Annotated in this window: 13 protein-coding genes, 1 other RNA gene and 1 pseudogene; 5 read left to right on the top strand and 10 right to left on the bottom strand. The window is 40.9% G+C overall.

Annotation, left to right across the window (positions count from 1 at the left end; genetic code table 11):
• Nucleotides 1–399: 399 nt before the first annotated feature.
• Both IPM71_11520 and ssrA read left to right on the top strand, forming a co-directional pair.
• On the top strand, nucleotides 400–1,668 hold the full coding sequence (locus IPM71_11520; protein ID QQS50215.1) for a sugar MFS transporter: 1,269 nt from the start codon (nucleotides 400–402) through the stop codon (nucleotides 1,666–1,668).
• A 132-nt stretch (nucleotides 1,669–1,800) separates the two neighbouring features.
• Nucleotides 1,801–2,201: a transfer-messenger RNA gene (ssrA, locus tag IPM71_11515) on the top strand.
• Between the two features lie 316 nt (nucleotides 2,202–2,517).
• On the opposite strand, the gene IPM71_11510 is transcribed toward ssrA, so the two are convergent.
• The 5 genes from IPM71_11510 to IPM71_11490 all read right to left on the bottom strand — a co-directional run bounded on the left by IPM71_11510 (nucleotide 2,518) and on the right by IPM71_11490 (nucleotide 6,916).
• Nucleotides 2,518–2,823 carry a type II toxin-antitoxin system RelE/ParE family toxin gene (locus tag IPM71_11510; GenBank protein ID QQS50214.1) on the bottom strand — a complete coding sequence of 102 codons (306 nt, stop codon included), beginning with the start codon at nucleotides 2,821–2,823 and terminating at the stop codon, nucleotides 2,518–2,520.
• Nucleotides 2,823–3,044, bottom strand: a complete 222-nt coding sequence (locus tag IPM71_11505; GenBank protein QQS50213.1) for a hypothetical protein — start codon at nucleotides 3,042–3,044, stop codon at nucleotides 2,823–2,825. The genes IPM71_11510 and IPM71_11505 overlap by 1 nt, the downstream gene beginning before the upstream one ends.
• A gap of 107 nt (nucleotides 3,045–3,151) precedes the next feature.
• On the bottom strand, nucleotides 3,152–4,273 hold the full coding sequence (locus IPM71_11500; GenBank protein QQS50212.1) for an acyl-CoA desaturase: 1,122 nt from the start codon (nucleotides 4,271–4,273) through the stop codon (nucleotides 3,152–3,154).
• A gap of 152 nt (nucleotides 4,274–4,425) precedes the next feature.
• On the bottom strand, nucleotides 4,426–5,919 hold the full coding sequence (locus tag IPM71_11495; GenBank protein QQS50211.1) for a B12-binding domain-containing radical SAM protein: 1,494 nt from the start codon (nucleotides 5,917–5,919) through the stop codon (nucleotides 4,426–4,428).
• A gap of 151 nt (nucleotides 5,920–6,070) precedes the next feature.
• A complete protein-coding gene (locus IPM71_11490; protein QQS50210.1) occupies nucleotides 6,071–6,916 on the bottom strand; it encodes a LytTR family transcriptional regulator in 846 nt (281 codons plus the stop codon).
• A 485-nt stretch (nucleotides 6,917–7,401) separates the two neighbouring features.
• Between IPM71_11490 and IPM71_11485 the strand changes: the two genes are divergently transcribed.
• The 3 genes and pseudogenes from IPM71_11485 to IPM71_11475 all read left to right on the top strand — a co-directional run bounded on the left by IPM71_11485 (nucleotide 7,402) and on the right by IPM71_11475 (nucleotide 13,046).
• Complete coding sequence (locus tag IPM71_11485) at nucleotides 7,402–9,207, top strand: SLC13 family permease (GenBank protein QQS50209.1); 1,806 nt, start codon at nucleotides 7,402–7,404, stop codon at nucleotides 9,205–9,207.
• Nucleotides 9,208–9,374: 167 nt separating this feature from the next.
• A pseudogene (locus tag IPM71_11480) lies at nucleotides 9,375–12,141 on the top strand (phosphoenolpyruvate carboxylase).
• Nucleotides 12,142–12,206: 65 nt separating this feature from the next.
• Nucleotides 12,207–13,046: a class I SAM-dependent methyltransferase gene (locus IPM71_11475; GenBank protein QQS50208.1), complete on the top strand. Its 840-nt coding sequence runs from the start codon at nucleotides 12,207–12,209 to the stop codon at nucleotides 13,044–13,046.
• On the opposite strand, the gene IPM71_11470 is transcribed toward IPM71_11475, so the two are convergent.
• From IPM71_11470 to IPM71_11450, 5 genes are all read right to left on the bottom strand, one after another.
• Nucleotides 13,047–14,105, bottom strand: a complete 1,059-nt coding sequence (locus IPM71_11470; GenBank protein QQS50207.1) for a carbohydrate porin — start codon at nucleotides 14,103–14,105, stop codon at nucleotides 13,047–13,049. It lies immediately after the preceding gene.
• A 263-nt stretch (nucleotides 14,106–14,368) separates the two neighbouring features.
• A complete protein-coding gene (locus IPM71_11465) occupies nucleotides 14,369–14,794 on the bottom strand; it encodes a hemerythrin family protein (protein ID QQS50206.1) in 426 nt (141 codons plus the stop codon).
• A 42-nt stretch (nucleotides 14,795–14,836) separates the two neighbouring features.
• Complete coding sequence (locus tag IPM71_11460) at nucleotides 14,837–16,471, bottom strand: HAMP domain-containing protein (protein ID QQS50205.1); 1,635 nt, start codon at nucleotides 16,469–16,471, stop codon at nucleotides 14,837–14,839.
• A 41-nt stretch (nucleotides 16,472–16,512) separates the two neighbouring features.
• Nucleotides 16,513–16,908: a response regulator transcription factor gene (locus tag IPM71_11455; protein ID QQS50204.1), complete on the bottom strand. Its 396-nt coding sequence runs from the start codon at nucleotides 16,906–16,908 to the stop codon at nucleotides 16,513–16,515.
• Between the two features lie 63 nt (nucleotides 16,909–16,971).
• Nucleotides 16,972–21,051, bottom strand: coding sequence for a PAS domain S-box protein (locus IPM71_11450; GenBank protein ID QQS50203.1), 4,080 nt, complete (start codon nucleotides 21,049–21,051; stop codon nucleotides 16,972–16,974).
• Nucleotides 21,052–21,070: the final 19 nt, after the last annotated feature.

Here is a 21,070-nt window from a genome sequence, read left to right as displayed (position 1 = left end):
CTGCAATGAAACAATCCCCTCAAATACTCTTGAGAATATAAGGGCGGTACTTAAAACCTCTTTTATAAAGAAATAGAATAAAGGAAGTGTAACAACTAGCCACGATTTAGCCATATTGCAAGGTCAATTAAAGCCTATGCCAGAAAGGTTGATGCATGTGACATCAGCAATAACAGCATTATTTTTTCTTTGAGAGGTTTTAAGCAGCTCTAATGGGCATCCAGTTTCTTCTATCTGGATACATTTGCAACAAATTCTATTCTGATTGAATTATGGTTAAAGCAAGATCATTATGGACTTTGCATTTTATTGAATCAATTTTAAAGAATTGAATTTTGGAAAATAATGCTTAACCTAACAATCTACTTATATTAACAACAGAAAAACTATTTAAAGAATATGGCAGCAAATATCTCAGTACCCAGCGCGCAAATAAACTCGACCACAGAATTGCGTAACACATTCCCTATGGTAATTTTAACTTCATTGTTTTTTCTTTGGGGCTTTATTACCTGCCTAAACGATATTCTTATTCCGCATTTAATGAATATTTTCAAGCTAGGGTACACAGAAGGTATGCTTGTACAGTTTGTATTTTTTACTGCCTATGCAGTGATGTCTTTACCATCGGGCTCGCTCGTCCGGCGAATTGGGTATAAACATGGTATCGTGTTAGGTTTAGTCGTTGCCGGACTGGGAGCTTTATTATTCTATCCTGCTGCCGGAACCAAATCGTATGGATTCTTCTTATTTGCTTTCTTTATACTGGCAACTGGCATAACCCTATTGCAGGTATCAGCCAATCCGTATGTATCTGTGCTTGGGACAGCCGAAACAGCATCGAGCCGGTTAACCTTAACCCAGGCATTTAATTCACTTGGTACCACGCTGGCTCCAATTTTTGGTTCTATTCTAATTTTGGCTGTAGCTATAGAAGGGGCTTCAGAAGCCCAACATGCCAGCGCAGTGCAGGGACCTTACCTTGGAATAGCCGCAGTATTATTTTTACTTGCCGCAACAATAGCAATAATTAAATTACCCATTATTTCCACCCATGAAAGTGCCAATAACCAGACTGACATCACAAATAATATAAAAACTCGACCTAAAACTGCCTGGGGCTACAAGCACTTAGTACTAGGTGCCATTGGTATTTTTGTGTATGTTGGGGCTGAGGTTTCGATTGGCAGCTTTTTAGTTAAGTTTTTAAGTTTACCGGAAATCGGAGGTATTACCGAGAAAGAAGGAGGAAAAATGATCTCCTATTATTGGGGTGGCGCCATGGTAGGACGATTTATTGGTGCAGCCATAATGCAAAAGTTTAATCCAGGCAAATTACTTGGTATAAATAGTTTGGTTGCTTTGTTACTGGTTTTGTTAACCATGATGACATCGGGCAATATATCTATGTGGTTTATCCTTTCTGTTGGGCTATTTAATTCCATTATGTTTCCAACCATTTTTACGCTTGCCATCAATAAACTGGGGTTGCAAACAGCTCAAGGTTCCGGCATTTTATGCATGGCCATTGCAGGGGGAGCAATTATACCGTTAATGCAGGGGCTCATTGCCGATTCAAGTATAGGTTTGCATCATTCTTTTATTCTGCCGGTATTATGCTATGCTTATATTGCCTTTTATGGCTTTAAAGGGCATAAGGTTATTTAGAATTTATAAAAACCATGCAACCATAAAAGTATACTGGGTAGACAATAAATTAAACCAGGGTTTATTTTGTTTTTATACTTTCAGTTCATTGCTGTTATGACCATTAATACTAACTTTGTGACTGAAACCTGAGGGGCTGAGTTGGTTTTGACAGCGAGTTCAACTGGTAAGTAAGCATGTCGGGCATCGCACATTATCCCGTAAATCTGTTGTGTAAACAATTAACTGGCGAAAACAATTACGCTCTCGCTGCCTAATCGAATTATAGTAGATTGTGGCTTTATTCCGGCATCAGATGCCGGAACGAGACATTCCACCTGCAGGTAAGGCCTGATTCCAGCGGGTATTCGGAGTGCTAACAATTTCGGGCTGGCCGGTATACTGCTTCAGTGTTCTGGCGAGAAAACAGAAGATAAGTTTTGGTTCGGGTGTTTGTTCCCAGGCCAAAATCGAAAACCAATAACAAAATAAACATGTAGAAAGCTTATGAGTGTCTTGTTTGGACCCGGGTTCGAATCCCGGCAGCTCCACCTAATCAGTGTAAGCATGTGATGCAAATGCGGAACATGCTCACGCTGATTTTTTTTATAACTTTTCGGCTAAACAGGGATTTGAATTCTATACCGAAATCAACCAATATAATACGATATATTCTACACCGCCAGGCCAACCTGAACTGGAACCGGCGCTTTTACAAGATCAATTTTACCTAAAAGCTTGAGCATACGGCCATGCTCAACTAAGGCTTTTAAGAAGCTTTTATAGACATAATAAGGCACATCATGTTTTTGCGCAGCTTTTTGTACCAGCCTTGCATGTTTGCTGACAAGGTGTTGTAAAACGTTGCTATTACCGAACCTCTTTCTTTACATTTTTGTGATCTTGTCTTGTATCAAATAACGTCACAATATTTATAAAATTCTTATCATAGCGGTAATATATTGTGGTCTGTTTTGTTATTACACACCGATGTAATCCTTTTACAATTGCTGTTTTCTCAAAACTATCAGGATTTCCTTGTATTAAGTTTAATGATCTATCAAGTTTTTTAATAAAATCTTTCTTTACCTTTTCAGACCATTCACTCTCAAGATACTCAAGTAGTTTTTCCAGCTTTCTAGTTGTCCTTTTGGATAGTTTTATGGTCCTATCCATCAGCGATATTTTTTGATAAAATCCTCGTAATCGACAACGTCTCCATTCTCAATCTGCTGCATTCCATGAAGAATGTCATCCTTTTGAGATTGTGGAATAGTTTCCCAGAAGTCCCTACTAGCTTGTTTCTTGAAAATCTTTTTAATGGAATCTAGTATACTTGGATTATCCGTCTCAAGTATCATTCTCATTATCTCCAATTTTTCAGCCTGAATATTCATCCTCTTTTTTTGACGAATTTACAAAATATATGCTTTTATCAATGTGCCAATTTCGCAGCCATGCTCTACAACATATAAATAAAAATCATTTAATAAAACGATACATTCTATACCGCCAGGCCAACCTGAACTGGAACCGGCGCTTTTACAAGATCAATTTTACCTAAAAGCTTGAGCATACGGCCATGCTCAACTAAAGCTTTAAAGAAGCTTTTATTGACATAATAAGGAACTCCGTGTTTCTGGGCAGCTTTTTGCACCAGCCCGGAAATAGCTTTATAATGAACATGACTGATATTCGGAAACAAGTGGTGTTCGATCTGGTAGTTTAAACCTCCGATATACCACGAGAGCAATTTGCTATCTGGGGCAAAATCAGCTGTGGTATGCAATTGATGTATGGCCCAGCTATTGTCCATTCGACCTTCGCCATCGGGTAAAGGATACTCCGAAGTTGGCACCACATGAGCAGTTTGAAAGATGATGGTAAGAATAAATCCTCCGGTTAAGTGCATAAGTAAAAAACCTGCCAGAATCCAATACCAGGCAAAAGGAATAATAATCAAGGGAAGGATCAGAAACAAAGTGTAATAAACCACTTTCGACAGCAACAACTCTGTAAACAGTTGGTTATAGCTTTTATCGCTCAAAGGAGCTTGCTGACTCTTATACTGCGAAAACCTTTTAAAGTCTTTGGCTGTAATCCACGATATAGTCATCAATGAATACAACAGCCAGGCATAAAGGTATTGATATTTATGCACTCCTTTTAAGGGTTGGTGTGGCGAAAAACGCAGGACACCCACATGAGCAATATCCTCATCCTGTCCATCGATATTGGTGTATCCGTGGTGAAGGGTATTGTGCTGAAAACGCCAATTTGGAGGAAAACCACCCAGCAGATACAGGGATTTACCCACCCATCGGTTTACATTTTTATTTCCGGAGAAGGAATTATGATTCGCATCGTGCATGGTTACCATACCAAGGCCTGCCATGCCAATGCCCATAAGAAACCAAGCCAGAAGAGACATCCACACCGAAGGTACCAGTCCGGAAACCATAAGGCCATAGGGTACAAAATACAAGACTGTCATTACCACAGATTTAATAATAATGCGGTAATTACCATATTGTTGAAGTTTATTTTTGGTAAAGTATTCCTTTACTTCTTTTCTAAGCTCCGTAATGAATTCGGTGTTTTCAGCGGAAAATTTATATGTTTTCATCCGTAAATAAATTTTTAATAAGGTTGGACGGAACTCGCATGATGAATTTTTATCCTTGTTTGTGTTTAACGAATCATGCTCGTTTCATCGTTTAATAATTTCGAATTGATGTTAAATTGAATAACTGTTGCAAGGCTAGCTAATTTTTTTGATTAATTCCCTGCTTTGCGCAAACCATAAATTGTGCGATAATGATATCCGTAAACTGTAAATACTACAGCATCTGTAAATAACTCAGGCTTTCTAAAGAGAGTCCAAAGCAGAAATTTCCAGTATTCGCCCCTGCCTTTATTGAAAATCCCTATAATAATTACTGATCGGAAAAATGCCATGATTCGAGTAATATCGAGTTTTACTTTTACTTTTTTCGCTGGTTTATAATTTCTAAAGAAAACCCTTATTCGTTTATAATATGGCTTTTCGGAATAAATATTTCGGATAATTCTATGATAGCCCTCCATTAAAACCAAATTATTCATCTTTGGTTTAAAATTCATAGTAAAATCGGTATTGCTTCCAGTGGCTTCTATGGTCAGGCGGTCTTCTTTTTCCATCTGACGGTAGAGGTTGGTGTTTTTGGGGGCATTGAGCAAACCCACCATTGCCGATACAATGCCGCTGTTTTGGATAAAATCGATCTGGCGCTGAAAAATAGATGGCGTGTCGCTGTCGAAACCTACAATAAAACCACCAGAAACCTGCAAGCCTGCGTTTTGGATTTTCTTTACATTCTGAATTAAATCTCTGTTTTCGTTTTGTACTTTATGGCATTGCTGAAGTGCCAATTCGTCTGGTGTTTCTATACCTATAAATGCAGATACAAAACCAGCTTGTCTTATTCTTTCAAGTAATAGCTCATCGTCAGCCAGTTCGATAGAGGATTGTGCACTAAACTGAAAAGGATACTTATGTGCTTTCATCCAATCGATCAGACCGGGTAAGAGCTCGTTTTTAATTACCGATTTGCGCCCTATAAAGTTGTCATCGACGACAGCAACTGTTCCTCTCCAATTCAAATTATAGAGTACTTCAAGTTCATCCAATAGTTGTCTGGTGCTTTTCATCCTGACTTTACGGCCAAGTAGTGCGGTTATTTCGCAAAAATCGCAGGCATAAGGGCAACCCCTCGACACTTGCACATTCATAAGGGCATAAGCCTTGAGGTTGAGCAATTGATAGTCCGGCACCGGCGATTGATGCATATCGGCATAACTGTCGGTTTGATAGATCCTATCGGGCTGCCTGCCAGTTTCAAGGTCGCGCAGAAATGGAGGCAGGGTTATCTCGGCCTCGTTTAGTATAAAATGATGTACCTGCGGATAATTCTGATATTCTTGCGTGAACAAAGGGCCCCCGGCCACTATTTTCACTTTGTGCCGCGTACAACGGTCAAGTACCAAATCGACCGATTCTTTTTGGACATACATGCTGCTGATAAACACATAGTCGGCCCAGTCAAGGTCTTTATCATTCAAGTTTTCTATGTTAAGGTCTACCAGCTTTTTATTCCAACCATTCGGTAGCATGGCCGAAACAGTAATCAAACCTAAAGGAGGCACGGCAGCTTTTTTCGAAATAAATTTCAATGCATGCTTGAAGCCCCAATAGGTATCAGGATACTTTGGATATACCAGTAATACATTCATGTTCAATATTTCTACAATATCGGTACAAATTTACAACAGCAATGAGCCTGGTAAAAATCGAAGGGATTAAGTCAACTGGATTTGAGGCTGAAAGGAAAACAATTTGGCCAATAACTCAAGGATTAGGCGAATCGCATTCGCCCCAAAACCCTCATAGCATGTCTTTTACCGACATTAAATATTGCCGGGAAACGGGTATTAACTCTTTGGTTTCCGATAGTATTAACCAAATAGAGTTCAACTTTTTTTGGATGCGTTCGATGTATTGCGCATTAACTATGCAGGTACGGTGAGTACGAATAAAATTTCCGTATTCTTTAAGTTGCTGTTCGAGAATTTTAAGGGTGGTGCGTAAAAGTTTTTTGCGAAGCTCTTCTCCCTCGAGATAACTGACTTCGACATAATTGTCGGCCGATTTAAGAAACACGATGGAAGATAGTTGAATGCGGAAATTATCAGAAATATTTTCCGAGATCAGCTCAACGTATTTGCTGGAAAAAGTATCGGACAACTGATTTAGTTTATTGTGAAGCACCTTGTTTTCAATGAGAAGGTTCCTGTATCGCGATTGAGTTTGAGAATAGGTTCTGCGGAAGTATAAAACCACAGCGCAACTCATGCAAATAAGTATAGCCTTGATAGTGAGAATGAATGTAATGGGTACTTGTCCCACATAGCGAAGATAAAATAGAAATGCAAGACTTGTAGAAGCGAATAGGCTAAAGTGGTAAAAGTAAATAAGTATAGAATTTTCAACCTGGGCATCTCTGTCTTGTGCGAAAAGCGATTGAAAAACAGCCAGAAGGACGATAAGAAAAATAAAAACAATGAAACCGAAACCCGTATAAAACAATAAAATATTTTCAAAATCAAAAACCTCGACTTCAAAAGGTTGAAAGAAAAGTATAAAAAGAAATACCGAAAGACCTATGCTCAGGTAAAGCTTAAAATGCTCTCTGGCAAGAGTGGTAAAACGGTCGATTGTATTATCTGACATCAATTGCTGGGGCTAGGTATTTATCCAGAATCATTTATAATTAATGGGTCAGCTGCCTGAACCAGTCTCCTTTTTGTAAGTATTAAATTTACTCCTGCAAACAGCTCACTGGAATTGAAGAGTATAATAACCAGTTCAAACTTAATTAAAAAGCGATACTTTGACAGCTTTAAAATAAGTGACGAAATAAAATAGCAAACTTTAGTATTGTTTCGCCAATAAAAAATATTGAATCAAAGGTAGCTGAAAAATAATAGTTCAGAAAGTTTGCAGGCAAATTTCTCCCTACTGGGGCACCTTAATAATCAATTCGCACATAATTTTTTCGAAACAGCCAGTTTCCCATCACCATAAATAAAAAGCTGCAAGCTTAAAAATTGAGTAGTAAGCATGAAAAAAATACGTTTAAATACTTAGCTTATTTACACACAAAAAATAAAAGCCAATATTCAAATTTTGATATCTTCGGCAGTTCAATCTATGCTATGGATTTTCAGTGGATTATTGTATTAGCGGTTATACTGGCCATGCTTTATTTCCTGGCCAGAGAGCACCTGCGTCCTGGAATTATTTTGTTCTCAGCGCTAACCGTGTTAATTGCCACAGGAATAATAAGCCCCGAAGAAGCCCTGGTGGGTTTTTCGAACAAAGGAATGCTTACTGTATTTGTACTTTTCTTTGTTTCGGAAGGTATACGTCAGACCGGAGCACTCAACCTTTTAGTACGCTACTTTTTACCGAAAAAGAAAGGACTAATCCCCTTCTTACTCTTAAAAATGATGTTGCCGATTGCGGCTATATCGGCCTTTCTGAATAACACACCAATAGTGGTAATTTTTGCCCCAGTAATTAAAAAGTGGTCCGAAAAACTTCGTCTGCCTCCCTCAAAATTTCTTATTCCGCTTTCGTATGCCACCATACTGGGGGGCATGTGCACCCTTATTGGCACCTCTACCAACCTGGTAGTGCATGGTTTGATGCTCGAAAACGGATTTGGTGGTTTAAGTATGTTTGAACTTGGTAAAATCGGAGTGTTTGTAACCCTTTTTGGAATTATTTACATTGCTTTTGCTGCACCCTTTCTTTTACCCGGAAAACGGCTCAGCAAAAAGGAGTTTGAGAGTGCAAAGAAAAACTACTATTACAATGTCATCATTCCTGCGGGAAGTCCGTTTATCGGAAAAAAGATAGTAAACGGCCATTTCCCCGAACACAGGGAGATATTTGTAACCATGGTCGAGCATAAGGGCACATCGAACGAAGCAACCTCTGGCGAAACAAAACTGAATGCCGGAGATAAGCTGGTGATTATGGGAGGTGAGAACATCATGGAAACGCTCATTTCCCTGCCCGGAGTGGATATTGAAGATTATGAAAATATCGACATCCATTTCCGTAGCCGCAAACTTATGAAGATAGAAGCTGTAGTATCGGAAAGCTCTCCGCTGACCGGACTAAGCCTCAAAGAATTTGACTTTTTTAAGTATTACCGCGGCATAGTAGCTGCCATTAACCGCAACGGCGAAAAAATAACCACCCATACCGGTGATGTGGTGATACAATCGGGCGATTGCCTGGTAATAATTGCTACACCGGTATTTCTCGATCGTTGGCAAGGTTCGAACGATTTTTACCTGCTGTCGGAGAAAGGTGAGTTGGAAGTTCCTCAAAGCAAACTAAAAATCTGGTTTGCCACAGGGTTAACAATAGCCATGATTTTAGGTGCCACGCTCAGCGATAAAATTCCGGCACTCAATGGTACCAAGATCGATATGTTTTTTATGGCAGCCCTGGTAGCCATGATCATGTTCTGGACCAAAATAATGTCGGCGCGCAACTATACCGGAGTAGTAAGCTGGGATGTGCTCATTACCATTGCCTGTGCATTTGGAATCAGTAAGGGTGTGCAAAATTCTGGACTAGCAGATGGCATTGCCAACCAGATGATTGGTCTTACAAAGGACATTGGCCCGATTACGGTAATGGCTGCTATCTATCTGCTTACTACAATTTTTACCGAGATCATTACCAACAATGCGGCAGTAGCCTTAATGTTCCCCATTGCCATGTCGGCAGCCATACAAATGAATGTAAATGCACATCCGTTTTTTATTGCCATTGCCATTGCGGCATCGGCAAGCTTTGCAACCCCCATAGGTTACCAGACGAACATGATTGTGCAAGGTATTGGTGAATATAAGTTCAAGGATTTCTTACGAATTGGTATTCCTTTGAATATCATCGTAATGATCATTAGCATTTTTCTTATTCCTGTTTTCTGGAAATTCTAGCTCTTATCGGAGATACTATTCTGCTTCTGAATTACTCAACACAGTAAATATTTAGGAATTCCTTGTTCCTTCAAATGCAAAATACAATAAACATTTCCACTACCTTTGTGCTACAACATGTAAAGGTGGAGAAAGAATTCAGCCTATAAGCCTAACACGCATAAGTAATGAACACGCTGCTAGAAAAAATACAAACCGAACTAGGCAAACCTTACCGCGACCTTCAGTTTTTGCTGGAGTGCCTCGCTGAAGTGCTGGTGGAGAATAACGAATCCAACCTTGCCCAATGTATCCCATGGATAGGCAAAGGAGTAAGCGATATAAAAAACTCACAACCTGATCAGGTGCTGCATCTGTACTCCATTTGTTTTCAGTTACTAAACCTTACCGAAGTAAACGGAGCTGTACAAAACCGCCGCATAAAACTGGAAAAAGAAGGTATTTCGAGTGTAAACGGACTGTGGGGCAGCGTGCTGGCCGACCTTAAGGAAAAAGGCGCACACGAAGAAGATATAGCCAAACACTTGCCTAATATTTTTGTGGAACCAGTTCTTACAGCCCACCCAACCGAGGCTAAACGTCCGGTGAGCCTGAGTCTGTACCGTGAGCTCTATCTTCTGCTGGTAAAACGCGAAAATCCGATATATACCAGCTTCGAGCGCGAAGAAATTAAATACGAGATAAAGCAAATATTGCATAAACTCTGGTTTATTGGCGAAATATTCATCGAAAAACCCGAGGTAGAATCGGAGCTTGAAAATGTGCTTTACTATTTTTATAAGGTGTTTCCGGAAGTACTTCCCTACCTCGATTTTAAATTCAAACAAGCCTGGGAAAAAACAGGTTTCGACCCTGCTTTTATACAGGACACCAACCTTTACCCAAGTCTTACCTTTGGCAACTGGGTCGGTGGCGATCGCGACGGTCATCCATTGGTTACTGCCGGTGTTACAGAACATACACTTAAAGTTTTCAGGTTGCACGCCTTCAAACTGATTAAAAAACACCTCGACAGCCTTTCGGAAAATCTCAGTATATACTGCGATGAAGATTATCTTTTGCCCTTGTTTAGAGACCGCCTGAAACAACTTGAAAATGAATTAAATTGGAAAAAAGATAGCTTAAACTCAGAACCTTTTACCCGTTTTCTGGCACTTCTCAAACGCAAACTTCCCATTTCTGAAAAGGATGGCGGCAACATCGAACTGCTCGATACATCCAATTCCTATAAAGCTTCTGCTGAACTGGAGGCAGACCTGCTGATTATGCAGCATGCACTGATAGATTTTGGGGCTAAATCGCTCGCCAATAACGATGTGCAAAAACTTTTGCGTCATATCCGTATCTTTGGTTTTCACCTCACCCACCTCGATATCAGACAAAACAGCAAATATTACGAAGATGCCTTGTTGGAAATAATTAAATCCAGTCTTCCGGTTAAGTATAAATCCCTGGAGCATGGCAAACTTCGCCTCGACCAGCTAATATTGGAGGAACTGGAGAATAACCGGCCCTTTATTAACCGGGTAGACCATCTTGTATCAGAACAGGCCCGTGAGGTGGTAAGTACATTTTTCACACTTTCGGAATACATCAGCAAATATTCAGAGCGCGTGCTGGGTTCGTTCATAGTAAGCATGACACGCAATGTTTCTGACTTATTTTCTGTATACTTATTTATGCGCGAAGCCGGACTTTCGCATAATTCCTCCAAAGGCCTCGTATGCACACTGCCGGTAACCCCTTTATTCGAAACCATCGAGGACCTTATCAACAGTCCTCAGATTCTCGATACTTTCCTTAGCCATCAGGTTACTAAAAACAGCCTGGAATACGTGCGAAAAAAAACGTCGCTGGCACATGCCCGTGCAGGAGGTAATGATAGGTTACAGCGACAGCAACAAAGACGGCGGTATTTTGGCCAGTGCATGGCAGCTATATTTTACCCAACTGCAACTTACCGAAGTAGGAAAAAAACACGGTGTCAATATCCGCTTTTTTCATGGCAAGGGCGGTACCATCAGCCGGGGTGCAGGACCTACCAATTGGTTTTTAAAGTCATTGCCCGAAGGTACCCTCGATGGTTTTATAAGAATTACCGAACAGGGCGAAACCATTGAGCGCAAGTATGCCAACAAAGTAAATGCGGCCTACAACCTCGAATTGCTCCTTGCTGGCACCACACATCAGACAGTACTCAACAGTTTGAACCAAACCCATACCGATCAGAAACTTTACGATCTGTTTTCGTTTTTGTCGGAGCAAAGTTTTAAATCTTTCAAGTCCCTGACCAGCAACCCTTCGTTTGTAGAATATTACGAACAGGCCACTCCCATCGATGCCATTGAGTCGAGCAAAATAGGCTCCAGGCCAGCGCGGCGAAGCGGGAAAAGAACCCTGAACGACCTGCGCGCCATACCCTGGGTATTTAGCTGGACCCAGTCGCGCACTCTTATTTCTGGTTGGTATGGCTTTGGCACAACACTAAAGCTACTGAAAGAGCAACAACCTACAAGGTACGACGATCTTAAAAAATATGCCAAATCCAATAACTTTGTCAGGTACCTGCTCACCAACATCGATACCAGTCTTGCCTCTGCAAATGAAGAGATTATTACCCTTTACAGCAGCCTTGTGAAAAAAGAAAGCACCCGAAAGGAAATACTCGGGTTATTGCTAAATGAGCTTAGTCTTTCTAAAAATATGATGTTGGACCTGTTGGAAAAACCCATGTCTGAGCGTCGCAAGAACCATCATCTTTCTACCCTTCTTCGCGCCAGTGCCCTGATTCCACTGCATAAAGAACAAGTCCGCCTGCTCGCCATGTGGCGTAAGGCTAAAAGTGAAGGATTGGTTGATGAAGCTGAACACCTTTTATACAATCTGCTCCGAAGCATCAATGCCATTGCCAATGCCATGGGCACCACAGGTTGATACCAGAGATTTTCCATTATTTAGCTTCTAATCTTAAAAACAAATCTCTGTCAACGGAAATTGAAATGGGTACTTTTCAGCAATTCTTCGATCTTTTTCTTGCCGAACTTGAACAAAACAGTCAGATCAGGCATTACCACCGCCTATTGAACAATAAAAAAAGCTATGCTTTCCGCCGGGCTTATTACCAGCAGCGTCTTGAATACGTGGTAAAATCAGTTACTAAACCTGGCTCCAAAATTCTCGACGTAGGGTGCGGATACGGCACCACCTCGCTTATGCTGGCATTTATGGGACATAAAGTTACCGGCACCACACTCGAATATTATTTTTCGGAAATTGAAAACCGACTCGATTATTGGGCTCCTTACCTCGATAAAAGCCTGGTAGAATTTAAATACGAAAATATATTACGTTCAAATTATGCTCCCGGCACCTTCGACTACATTGTGGCGCAGGATACCCTGCACCATATCGAACCCATTGACCAGGCCATGAAGGTGTTTTACACCATCCTTCAACCCGAGGGCAAACTTATTGTCAGCGAAGAAAACGGCAATAACCTCATCAACAACCTCAAACGTTTCAAAGAAAGAGGGTATAATCGCATAGTTGAAGTGTATGATGAGACCCTGGGCGAAAATATTCTATTTGGCAACGAAAATACCCGCAGCCTCAAGGCATGGAAAGGTATTTTTGCGAACCGTAATTTTAAAATAGATCCGCAGCAGATTGAATACATCCGGGTTTACCCGCCTTTTCTGTTTAACAAAAAACCCATGGAAGTGATTATCGAAAAGGAAAAGGTTCTGGCGCAAAAAAGTCGCATTTTACGTGAGTATTTCTTCTTTGGTATCAACTTTACAGCAAGTAAAACACAAAAAGCAGAAAAGTGTGCCGGGTGATTAGTTTGTAACCACAAACCGAAGAAAGAATGCCACAGCATTTTCGAGCTCACTATTCACGCCCGGATTAATGATGTATTGAAAATCGGGATGGATGCTGAAATGCTTTCCTAATAAAAGGGTGTAATTGACTTCGATTGCCAATTCAAACGGATCGAAAGGATAAATCTCCAGCACCTTCCGGTTAATTTTAGCATGCGTAAATGCCAGCCCCAATTGGTCGTTGGCAGCTCTTGAAAACAGGCCGGTAAGGCATAAGCCGGCAATGGTATTCAAACTGTTCAAACTTTTCTGCTGATCGGGAGCATAACCAAGCCGAAAAAAGGCATCGAGTTTTCCTTTTTCGCCTTCAGGTTTCGGTATTAAAGTGTTTTCTGCTATCAGATGCAAGGCATAGTTACCCACACCCTGCCGAAGAGTATCGACCTGGTAATTAAAACGGCCCGAATGATATACTCCCCCCAGTTTAATACTTCCCTGATAGGCAGTCGCAAAGCTATATTGATAATGGCTTTCGAAAGCATATAAAAAGCCATCGTTGTTACTGATATTCCATTCGATGTTATAACGATTGTTCTCATAATCGCCCGGATTACCATCATAAATGGCGGCCTTTAGGGCAAGTTTTTCTGAAACTGAATAGTCGGCCAGCAAACCCAATGCAGTGAGCGGAAAAATTGGCGCAGGCATATTAAGTGGCATTGTAGAAAGGACTCCAAAAGAGCTGTTCAGAAAATTACCAGCGGATTCGGATACTACAAAATCACTGTTCAGATCCATGAGCCCCGCACGCAAACGAAGCCTTTCGAATTGATGTTGGTACCATAATTCGTACAAATAGGTAAAATCGCCATTATCGATATTGGAAGCCACTTGCAGGTCGCCCAGGTAGTTGGCTGAGGGAGAACCTCCATGGGTATTTTCGATAAGGGCAAAGAACTCACCCTGTTTCCATAGACCCAGATGGTTTGTATTCAATCTTACACCAAAATCGAGCAGCCCCTGATAGGTTCGGCCGGTTTTAATGCCCCCCGAAAGATTAGAAAAATATTCTCCCACATAACATGCTTCAACCATGAGTCCCTCATCCTGAGCTGAAGCACTCGGAAAAATAATACATGAAAAAACGAAAAGAAAAGGCCGCATTATAAAAAGGCGGGAAACATTGGAATGATAGTGCTGCCAACACCTTAAAGAAAAAAATCGTTGCAAAACAAACCAAATCATTTTAAAAGTACTTCTAAGTTATACAGGGCTGCAAGGTAAATTGATGCCATCATTTCCCACATCCCAATAATTAGGTATTTTTTGCAGCTTCAGGGTTATGATACTTCCAAACCAACCTCATAGCGCAATAAGGCTGTGAGCTCGACTTTATCGATACCCAGAATATGGTTTTTAATCCAGTTCTTCAGGTAATCAATTAGTTCGGGCACTACCATCCGGTTATCTGATACATAATCGAACTTTAATTCATTAATTCTTCGGGTAAATTCTTTATGCTCTTTAAGATGTTCGTGGGTTGGATAATGTTCCATGCGAGACAACAGCGTTTCTTCTTCGAGAAAATGAAAATGTGCATAATCCTCTAACTCAAAAAGTATTTTGGTGATAACAGCTTTCTCGTTACTAAGTGAATAAGCCGTAATAAGTGAATTGAGCAAATCAACAAGTTTGCGATGCTGGCTATCAATGACAGTATGGCCGGTATAAAGAATTTCTTCCCAATTAAAGGTATGAGGTATCATAAAAAACAGATTAATTGTGAAAAAATCATTAGGGTCTGCGTACTAAAAGTTTTCAAAGTCTGCATCATTTTCTTTTGGCGACAACACAATTTTGGCTCCAGTACTTTTGGGATGTTTGGCTGAGGTTTGTAAAAAACCAGATCTTCCGGCTGGCTGAAACAACTTGTTTTTCGAACCAGCTTTCGATTGGTTATCCGTTTTAAAGAAACTGATTATCTCGGTAAGAGTTTGCACCTGACCGGCCATCTCTTCGGCACTGGTGGCAAGCTCTTCGCTGGCAGCAGCCGTTTGCTGGGTAACGTTATTGAGCTGCTGAATGGCATTATTAACCTGGGTAGCACCATTGCTCTGTTCTGCACTGGAGGCGCTAATCTCCTGCACAAGCTTAGTGGTATTTTCAATTTTCGGAATGGTATTCATCATAACCGATCCGGCACCCTGGGCCAGTTCCAAACTATTTCCAGCAAGGTTAACGATCTCTTCGGCCGCAAGCTTGCTGCGTTCGGCTAGTTTACGAACTTCGGCAGCTACCACAGCAAAGCCTCTGCCATGTTCACCAGCCCTGGCAGCTTCTACCGCTGCATTAAGGGCAAGAATATTCGTTTGAAAAGCTATATCGTTTACGACAGTAATTTTAGTTGCAATTTCTTTATTCGCCATAACTGCCCGCGAAGCCCTGTCGGCTACTTCTTTAATTCCATTATTGGCCTCAATCGAAATTTTCTCGGTTTGTTGAGAGTTTTCTGTGTTCTGATAAATGTTCGAGGCAATTTCTTCCATGGTTGAAGAAACCTCTTCTATTGAAGAAGCCTGTTCGCTGGCTCCCTGCGATAATACCTGGGCTGTACTGCTTAATTGCTGGCTGGCAGCAGCAATCGATTGCATGCCACTAATTACCGACCCTACAACCTCCCGAAGTTTTATGTTCATTTGATCGAGGGCTAACACCAATTTTCCTGTTTCATCTTGCTGATTGATTGCAAGGCTTTTAGTTAAATCGCCATTAGAAATTGCATTGGCAAACCCCATGGCAGATTTTAACGGTTTAGCAATATAATTGACAAGGGTAACAACCAGAATTACCGATACCACAATGGACAAAAGTGCGAGAAACAAGGATACATAATACACCGAGTTACTTTTGCGTATATATTCTTCATGAGCAATCTTAATTTCCCCGCCAACACTCTCCTCAATCATCAACAAATCATCGTGAGCTTCCTGAGCTGCGTCCTGAGCCTGGTTAAATAAACTCATAAAGGCATCTTTATCGATTATCCCATTGTTTAATTGTTTGACCATCTCGTCATAAACTAGTACAATTTTTTGTATCTCAACACCAGCCTGTTGCAATAACTCCTCCTCTTTTTCGGTATCTGCTATAGCTTTTATGCTTTCTAAATCTTCTCTGACTTCATTTGTCACTGCTTCCCACTTTGAGGAGAAAGCTTTGCCATCAAGACTAATCAGGGTGATGGCAAAAACCTGCAAAAGACGATCGCTCATGCCCGCAGCTTCTTCAATTACAATACCATCGGCAGCACGCTTTACACTTTCGTCCTGCAGTTCCTGTAGGGTTCTTAAATCAATGAGCGTATAGGTAATGCAAATACCAAATAGAAGAATAATGATGCTAAAACCAACTATCAGTTTCTGGGCAATGTTCAGATTTTTCATGAGGTTCAGTTTATAATATGTTAAATGATGGAAATGAGTATTTAGAATGAAATTTTTATACCTTCTGGGAAAAAATACCCCCCTTCTGCAACAGTTTTGATGGCACGGTCAAGGTCGCTGAAAAGATTTGTTTTACTTACAAAACCCTTAAATCCGGCACCTATTAATTGCTGCAAATCAACATTTTCTTTATACTGCGAAACCGCAATAATCTTCAGATTCCTGTTTTGCCAGGTAGAAAACTTGGTAGTATCGACTCCATTTAATTCAGGCATATTAATGTCCATCAGCACTACATCTGCGCTAACATTGGTAGCATCAAGAAATACTCTGCCACTGTCTGTTTCTCCTATCACCTGGTAATTCAAGTGGCCTTCGAGATACAGCTTCAGATTGGCACGAAAGGTATCATTATCGTCGACAAGGTAAATCTTCATTTTTGTGCTTTTAATAAATGTATCTAAAAACATTGAAAATATCAATAGCCCTATCCTTCAAATTTAATCTGTGTTTTTATTCGGAAGGCATATTTCGTAACGGATACCTCCCTGACTTGGATTTTCAAAAAAGACTGTACCCCCAAGCGATTTAACCCGGTTCACTATGTTAAAAAGACCCATACTGGTATTGGCATTTCTCTTTTCTTCGAATTGAAAACCTGACCCATTATCGGAAAAATGAAAATAAATATTGTGGACCGAACTTTTATAAACTATGTTCATCTCTGAGGCGCCGGAATGCTTTAGCGTATTATTTATAAGCTCGATGGTTACCCGGTAAAGTGTTATTTCCACATCGCTTTGTATTGGATCCGCTAAGTCGTATGCAAATACTACTTTTAGCTCATTAATTCGCTGAACTTTTTCGATAAATTTTTGAATGGCCACCTTTAATCCAAAGTCAATTAATACATGGGGACTTAAGTTGTTGGCAATAGACGAGGTCTGATCCAGGGCTTCTTCGATTCCTGACAGCAATTGGTCTTTCAGTTTATTGCGAAACTCCTCATTTTGTGTATTCATGTAGGTTTGACTCAGCAGTTTAATGGTAGAAAGAATAGGACCTAATCCATCGTGCAGGTCCTGAGCCACACGCCGTCGTTCCTGCTCTTCTGTCTGGATAATGGCATGTAAAATTTTCTGCTGCATCTGTTTCTGTTCAGAAATATCCCGAACCGATACTGCCCTTAAGGGTTGACTGGTGGATATTTTTTTCGATAAAATTTCTGCCAAAAAAGTCTTACTGTTATTCTTGTATATTTCAACTTCCCATGGCAGATTATAATCCTGCGTAGTTCTATCAATAGCCAATTCTCTGTCTTGAGATGAAAAGAAAGTATCAAAAAAATTTGTCCCCAGAATTTCTTCGAACTTATAGCCAGTAAGTGCAAGAAAAGCTTTGTTCGCGTCAATGAGCACACCATTTTTATGAATGATAATGCCTTCCTGCGAAATTTCTGCCAATTGTTTAAACCGCATCTCACTTTCGGTAAGAGCAATCTGCGAAAGTTTTTGCACGGTGATATCACGGTTTGTGGCCCGAACACCCCTGTAGCTGCCATTTGTATCGGTCACTTGACGGCATACATGCGAAATCCATTTTATTTTACCTTTTCGGGTGAGGATGCGAAACTCTATCGGATTTTCATTTCCTGGCAAATGTTGGAGATTTTTCGAATGTTGCATCCAGTCAAAACGATCCTCTTCGAGCACAATGGAATCGAATAGCTGCGGATTATTGACAAATTCTTCAGCCTTGTAACCCGAAATCCGCTCGCAGGATGGAGAAATGTAAATGTACCTGTCATCCGGTCCTATCCAGTATTCCCAATCGTAGGTATAATCGGCAAGGGCTTTAAACTTGCTATAACTTTCTTCCAGAGCCTTTTCAGCTAGTTTCCGATCGGTAATGTCATCGATGGTGAGCAGGTAAGTTTTTTCATTTTCGCCAATTGCCGGAACGACTGAAATGGTAATATCACGATTTTCAATGTACTCTTTGTTTTGAATTCTAACAGAGGTTTCTATTTTTGTAACGCCCATGCCAGAAGAAATAGCCTCTAATATAATCAGCCGTAGTGTACAAGATTTACAAACCTCACCTGTTCCACAGCCTTGGGGCAAATAGATGGTTTCAATGCAATTGAGCAGGTCGCCCGGCTGTCGATGCCTGACAGAATCTGTATCTAGTCCGCTGTATTGTTTGCCGGTTTTATTGATACGAAGAATTTCGGCATGCTCATTCAGCAGCATCATGATCACAGGAGAATTATCGAAAATAAGCTGTAACTGTTTTTCGTTCCTTTGAATTTGTATTTCGGCCAGCTTAAGCTCAGTAATATTTTTACCAACTGCCCATATATATTTTAATTCATTGTCCTCAGTAATGCCATACCACGAGGCGAGATTATAAGCTTCCTTTCCGTTGCTTAACATGGCATGAGTAGGGAAATTTACAATCTTATAGTTGGCTTGAATAAAGGTATTGATTGCTTCCCTGTATAAAGTATAGTCTAAAAAATCCTTCATTAAAACGCCAATCATTTCATCTTTTGAATTCAAACCAACTGCTTCCAAAAAGGCCCGGTTGGCATCCAGGCACATGGCACTTAGAATAAGATTGTGTTGATCCCGGGTGGGTAGATCGGCGCTTAAACCATCCGGAAGTTTCCAATAAGAAACAAGATCGTTCGATACATTTACGAAATCTGAATAGCGCATTTGGGTGAGGTGCAGCTCGGCTTCGGTGGCTTTGCGTGCCGAAATATCCGATTGTGTGCCGCTCATTCGCAGCGGATTTCCCGCCTTATCCCTTTCAAACACTTTACCGCGGTCCAGCACCCAAACCCAATGACCGTCTTTATGCCGCATTCTTACTTCGCATTCGTAAAATTCTGATTTGCCTAACACATGGCTATGCAGAGCTTCTACCGATACTGCCATATCCTCTGGGTGCACCAACTGGTTCCAGGTGTCGATGGTAGTTGGGATTAGCTCTTTGAGCGAATAACCCAAAATCTCAGCCCAACGTTCGTTGTAAGTGGTAGCACCTGTTTGCATGTTCCACATCCACAATCCCAGCCCGGCACCATTGATGGAAAGTTCCAGTCTTTCTTCACTTTCCCTGAGCGATTGCTCTGCTTCTTTACGCTCTGTGATATCTTCCACAAGGCCAACAATCCAGGTAATTCCCTTTTCTGTATTACGCTCCACAATTTCGCCCGTATCAAAAAACCATCTGTAATTCCCCTGGCGATTAAGAATCCGGTATTCTGCCTCGTAAATTTTTCTCTGGCCAGTAATACATAGCTCCATGCACCTGTCAGCATTTTCCTTGTCTTCGGGATGGATGTATTTTCCAAAATCGTCGATGCAATTAAATTCGTCGGGATTATAGCCTAACATTTCGGCCTTCCTCTTATCAAAAACCATTTTCCCGGAGGGCAATTCAACCTCCCACCAAGCCATATTACCCGAACGCAAGGCCGCCTCAATGCGTTGTGTAAGTTTTTTCTCACTCTTCTCGCGTACTTTTCGGGCCGACACATCACGGTAAACCCATAATTTTTCTATTTGCCCCTCACCCATGCCTACCGGAAAAAAATCGCGTTCAAAAAAACGACCATCCTTTAGTTCGAGCTCTTCGCCCGAAACTCTTTTTCCTTCGCGCAGGATACTGTCGGTGCGGTCGAGAAATGCATCAGAGTTTAAAAATTGATTACTGACGCGTTCGGCTACCTGCCGCGAATTGGCCTCTTCCAGCATTACTGGTGGAAGGTTGAGTTCAAAAAGTTCGCAAAACTTCTTATTGACACGCAAAACAATCCCCTTATACGACTCCAGTATCAAGCCATCGGGTACATTGTTGAACAGATTTGCCAGGCGCTGATTTTGTATACTCGCTATTTGTTCACTCACCACCAGCACCTCGTTCGAACGAAAAAGTTGCTCGTTGGTATTCCGAAGTTCTTCTTCAAGAGCATGCAGCTCTTTGTTTCGTTCGGCGAGCTCGGTATGCTTCAATTCCAATTCTTTTCTCGATTCTTCGAGTTGCCGGTAATGATTCATGTGCTCCAATTCACCACCAGCCTGTGAGGCATAAATTAAAAGCAGGGTTTCTTTAAATAAAGCATCTTGTATGGGTCTTTTAAAAAGCGATACCAGGATTCCGGTAGCCTGTTTTTTTGAATCAAAAAGCGAAACACCGAGGTAGCCCGAAACACCCATTTCTATCAGCATGTGGTCGTCAGGGAATAATTCCGTTACCTTATCAGAATAACAACAGGAAGGATTTCCAATAAGCGTTGCGCAGGGAGTATTGGCCAGTGTATAAGAGAAATTAGCTTGAAGGGCATTCTGACTAAACACCGAAAGGGTTTGTATGTCTGAGTCGTTGCAAAGCTTGCCGATAAAAGTAAAATCAGCCTTCAGTGCCTCATTTAACTGTGTGACAAGCGCATTAAAAAAATCGGTACCTAACTTGTAGGATTTTAGAATTACTGTATGACGTATCAGTTCCAGCTGGTGCAAGAGTTTTTTGTTGTCTTCCTTCAGCAAGTCAAATTCAATTTGGTCTATCATGAACTTTATATTTGGCTTA

Source organism: Bacteroidota bacterium (genome assembly GCA_016699695.1).
Lineage (GTDB): Bacteria > Bacteroidota > Bacteroidia > Bacteroidales > UBA10428 > UBA10428.
Note: the sequence above shows the minus strand (reverse complement) of the source record. Positions and strands in the feature narration are given on the sequence as shown.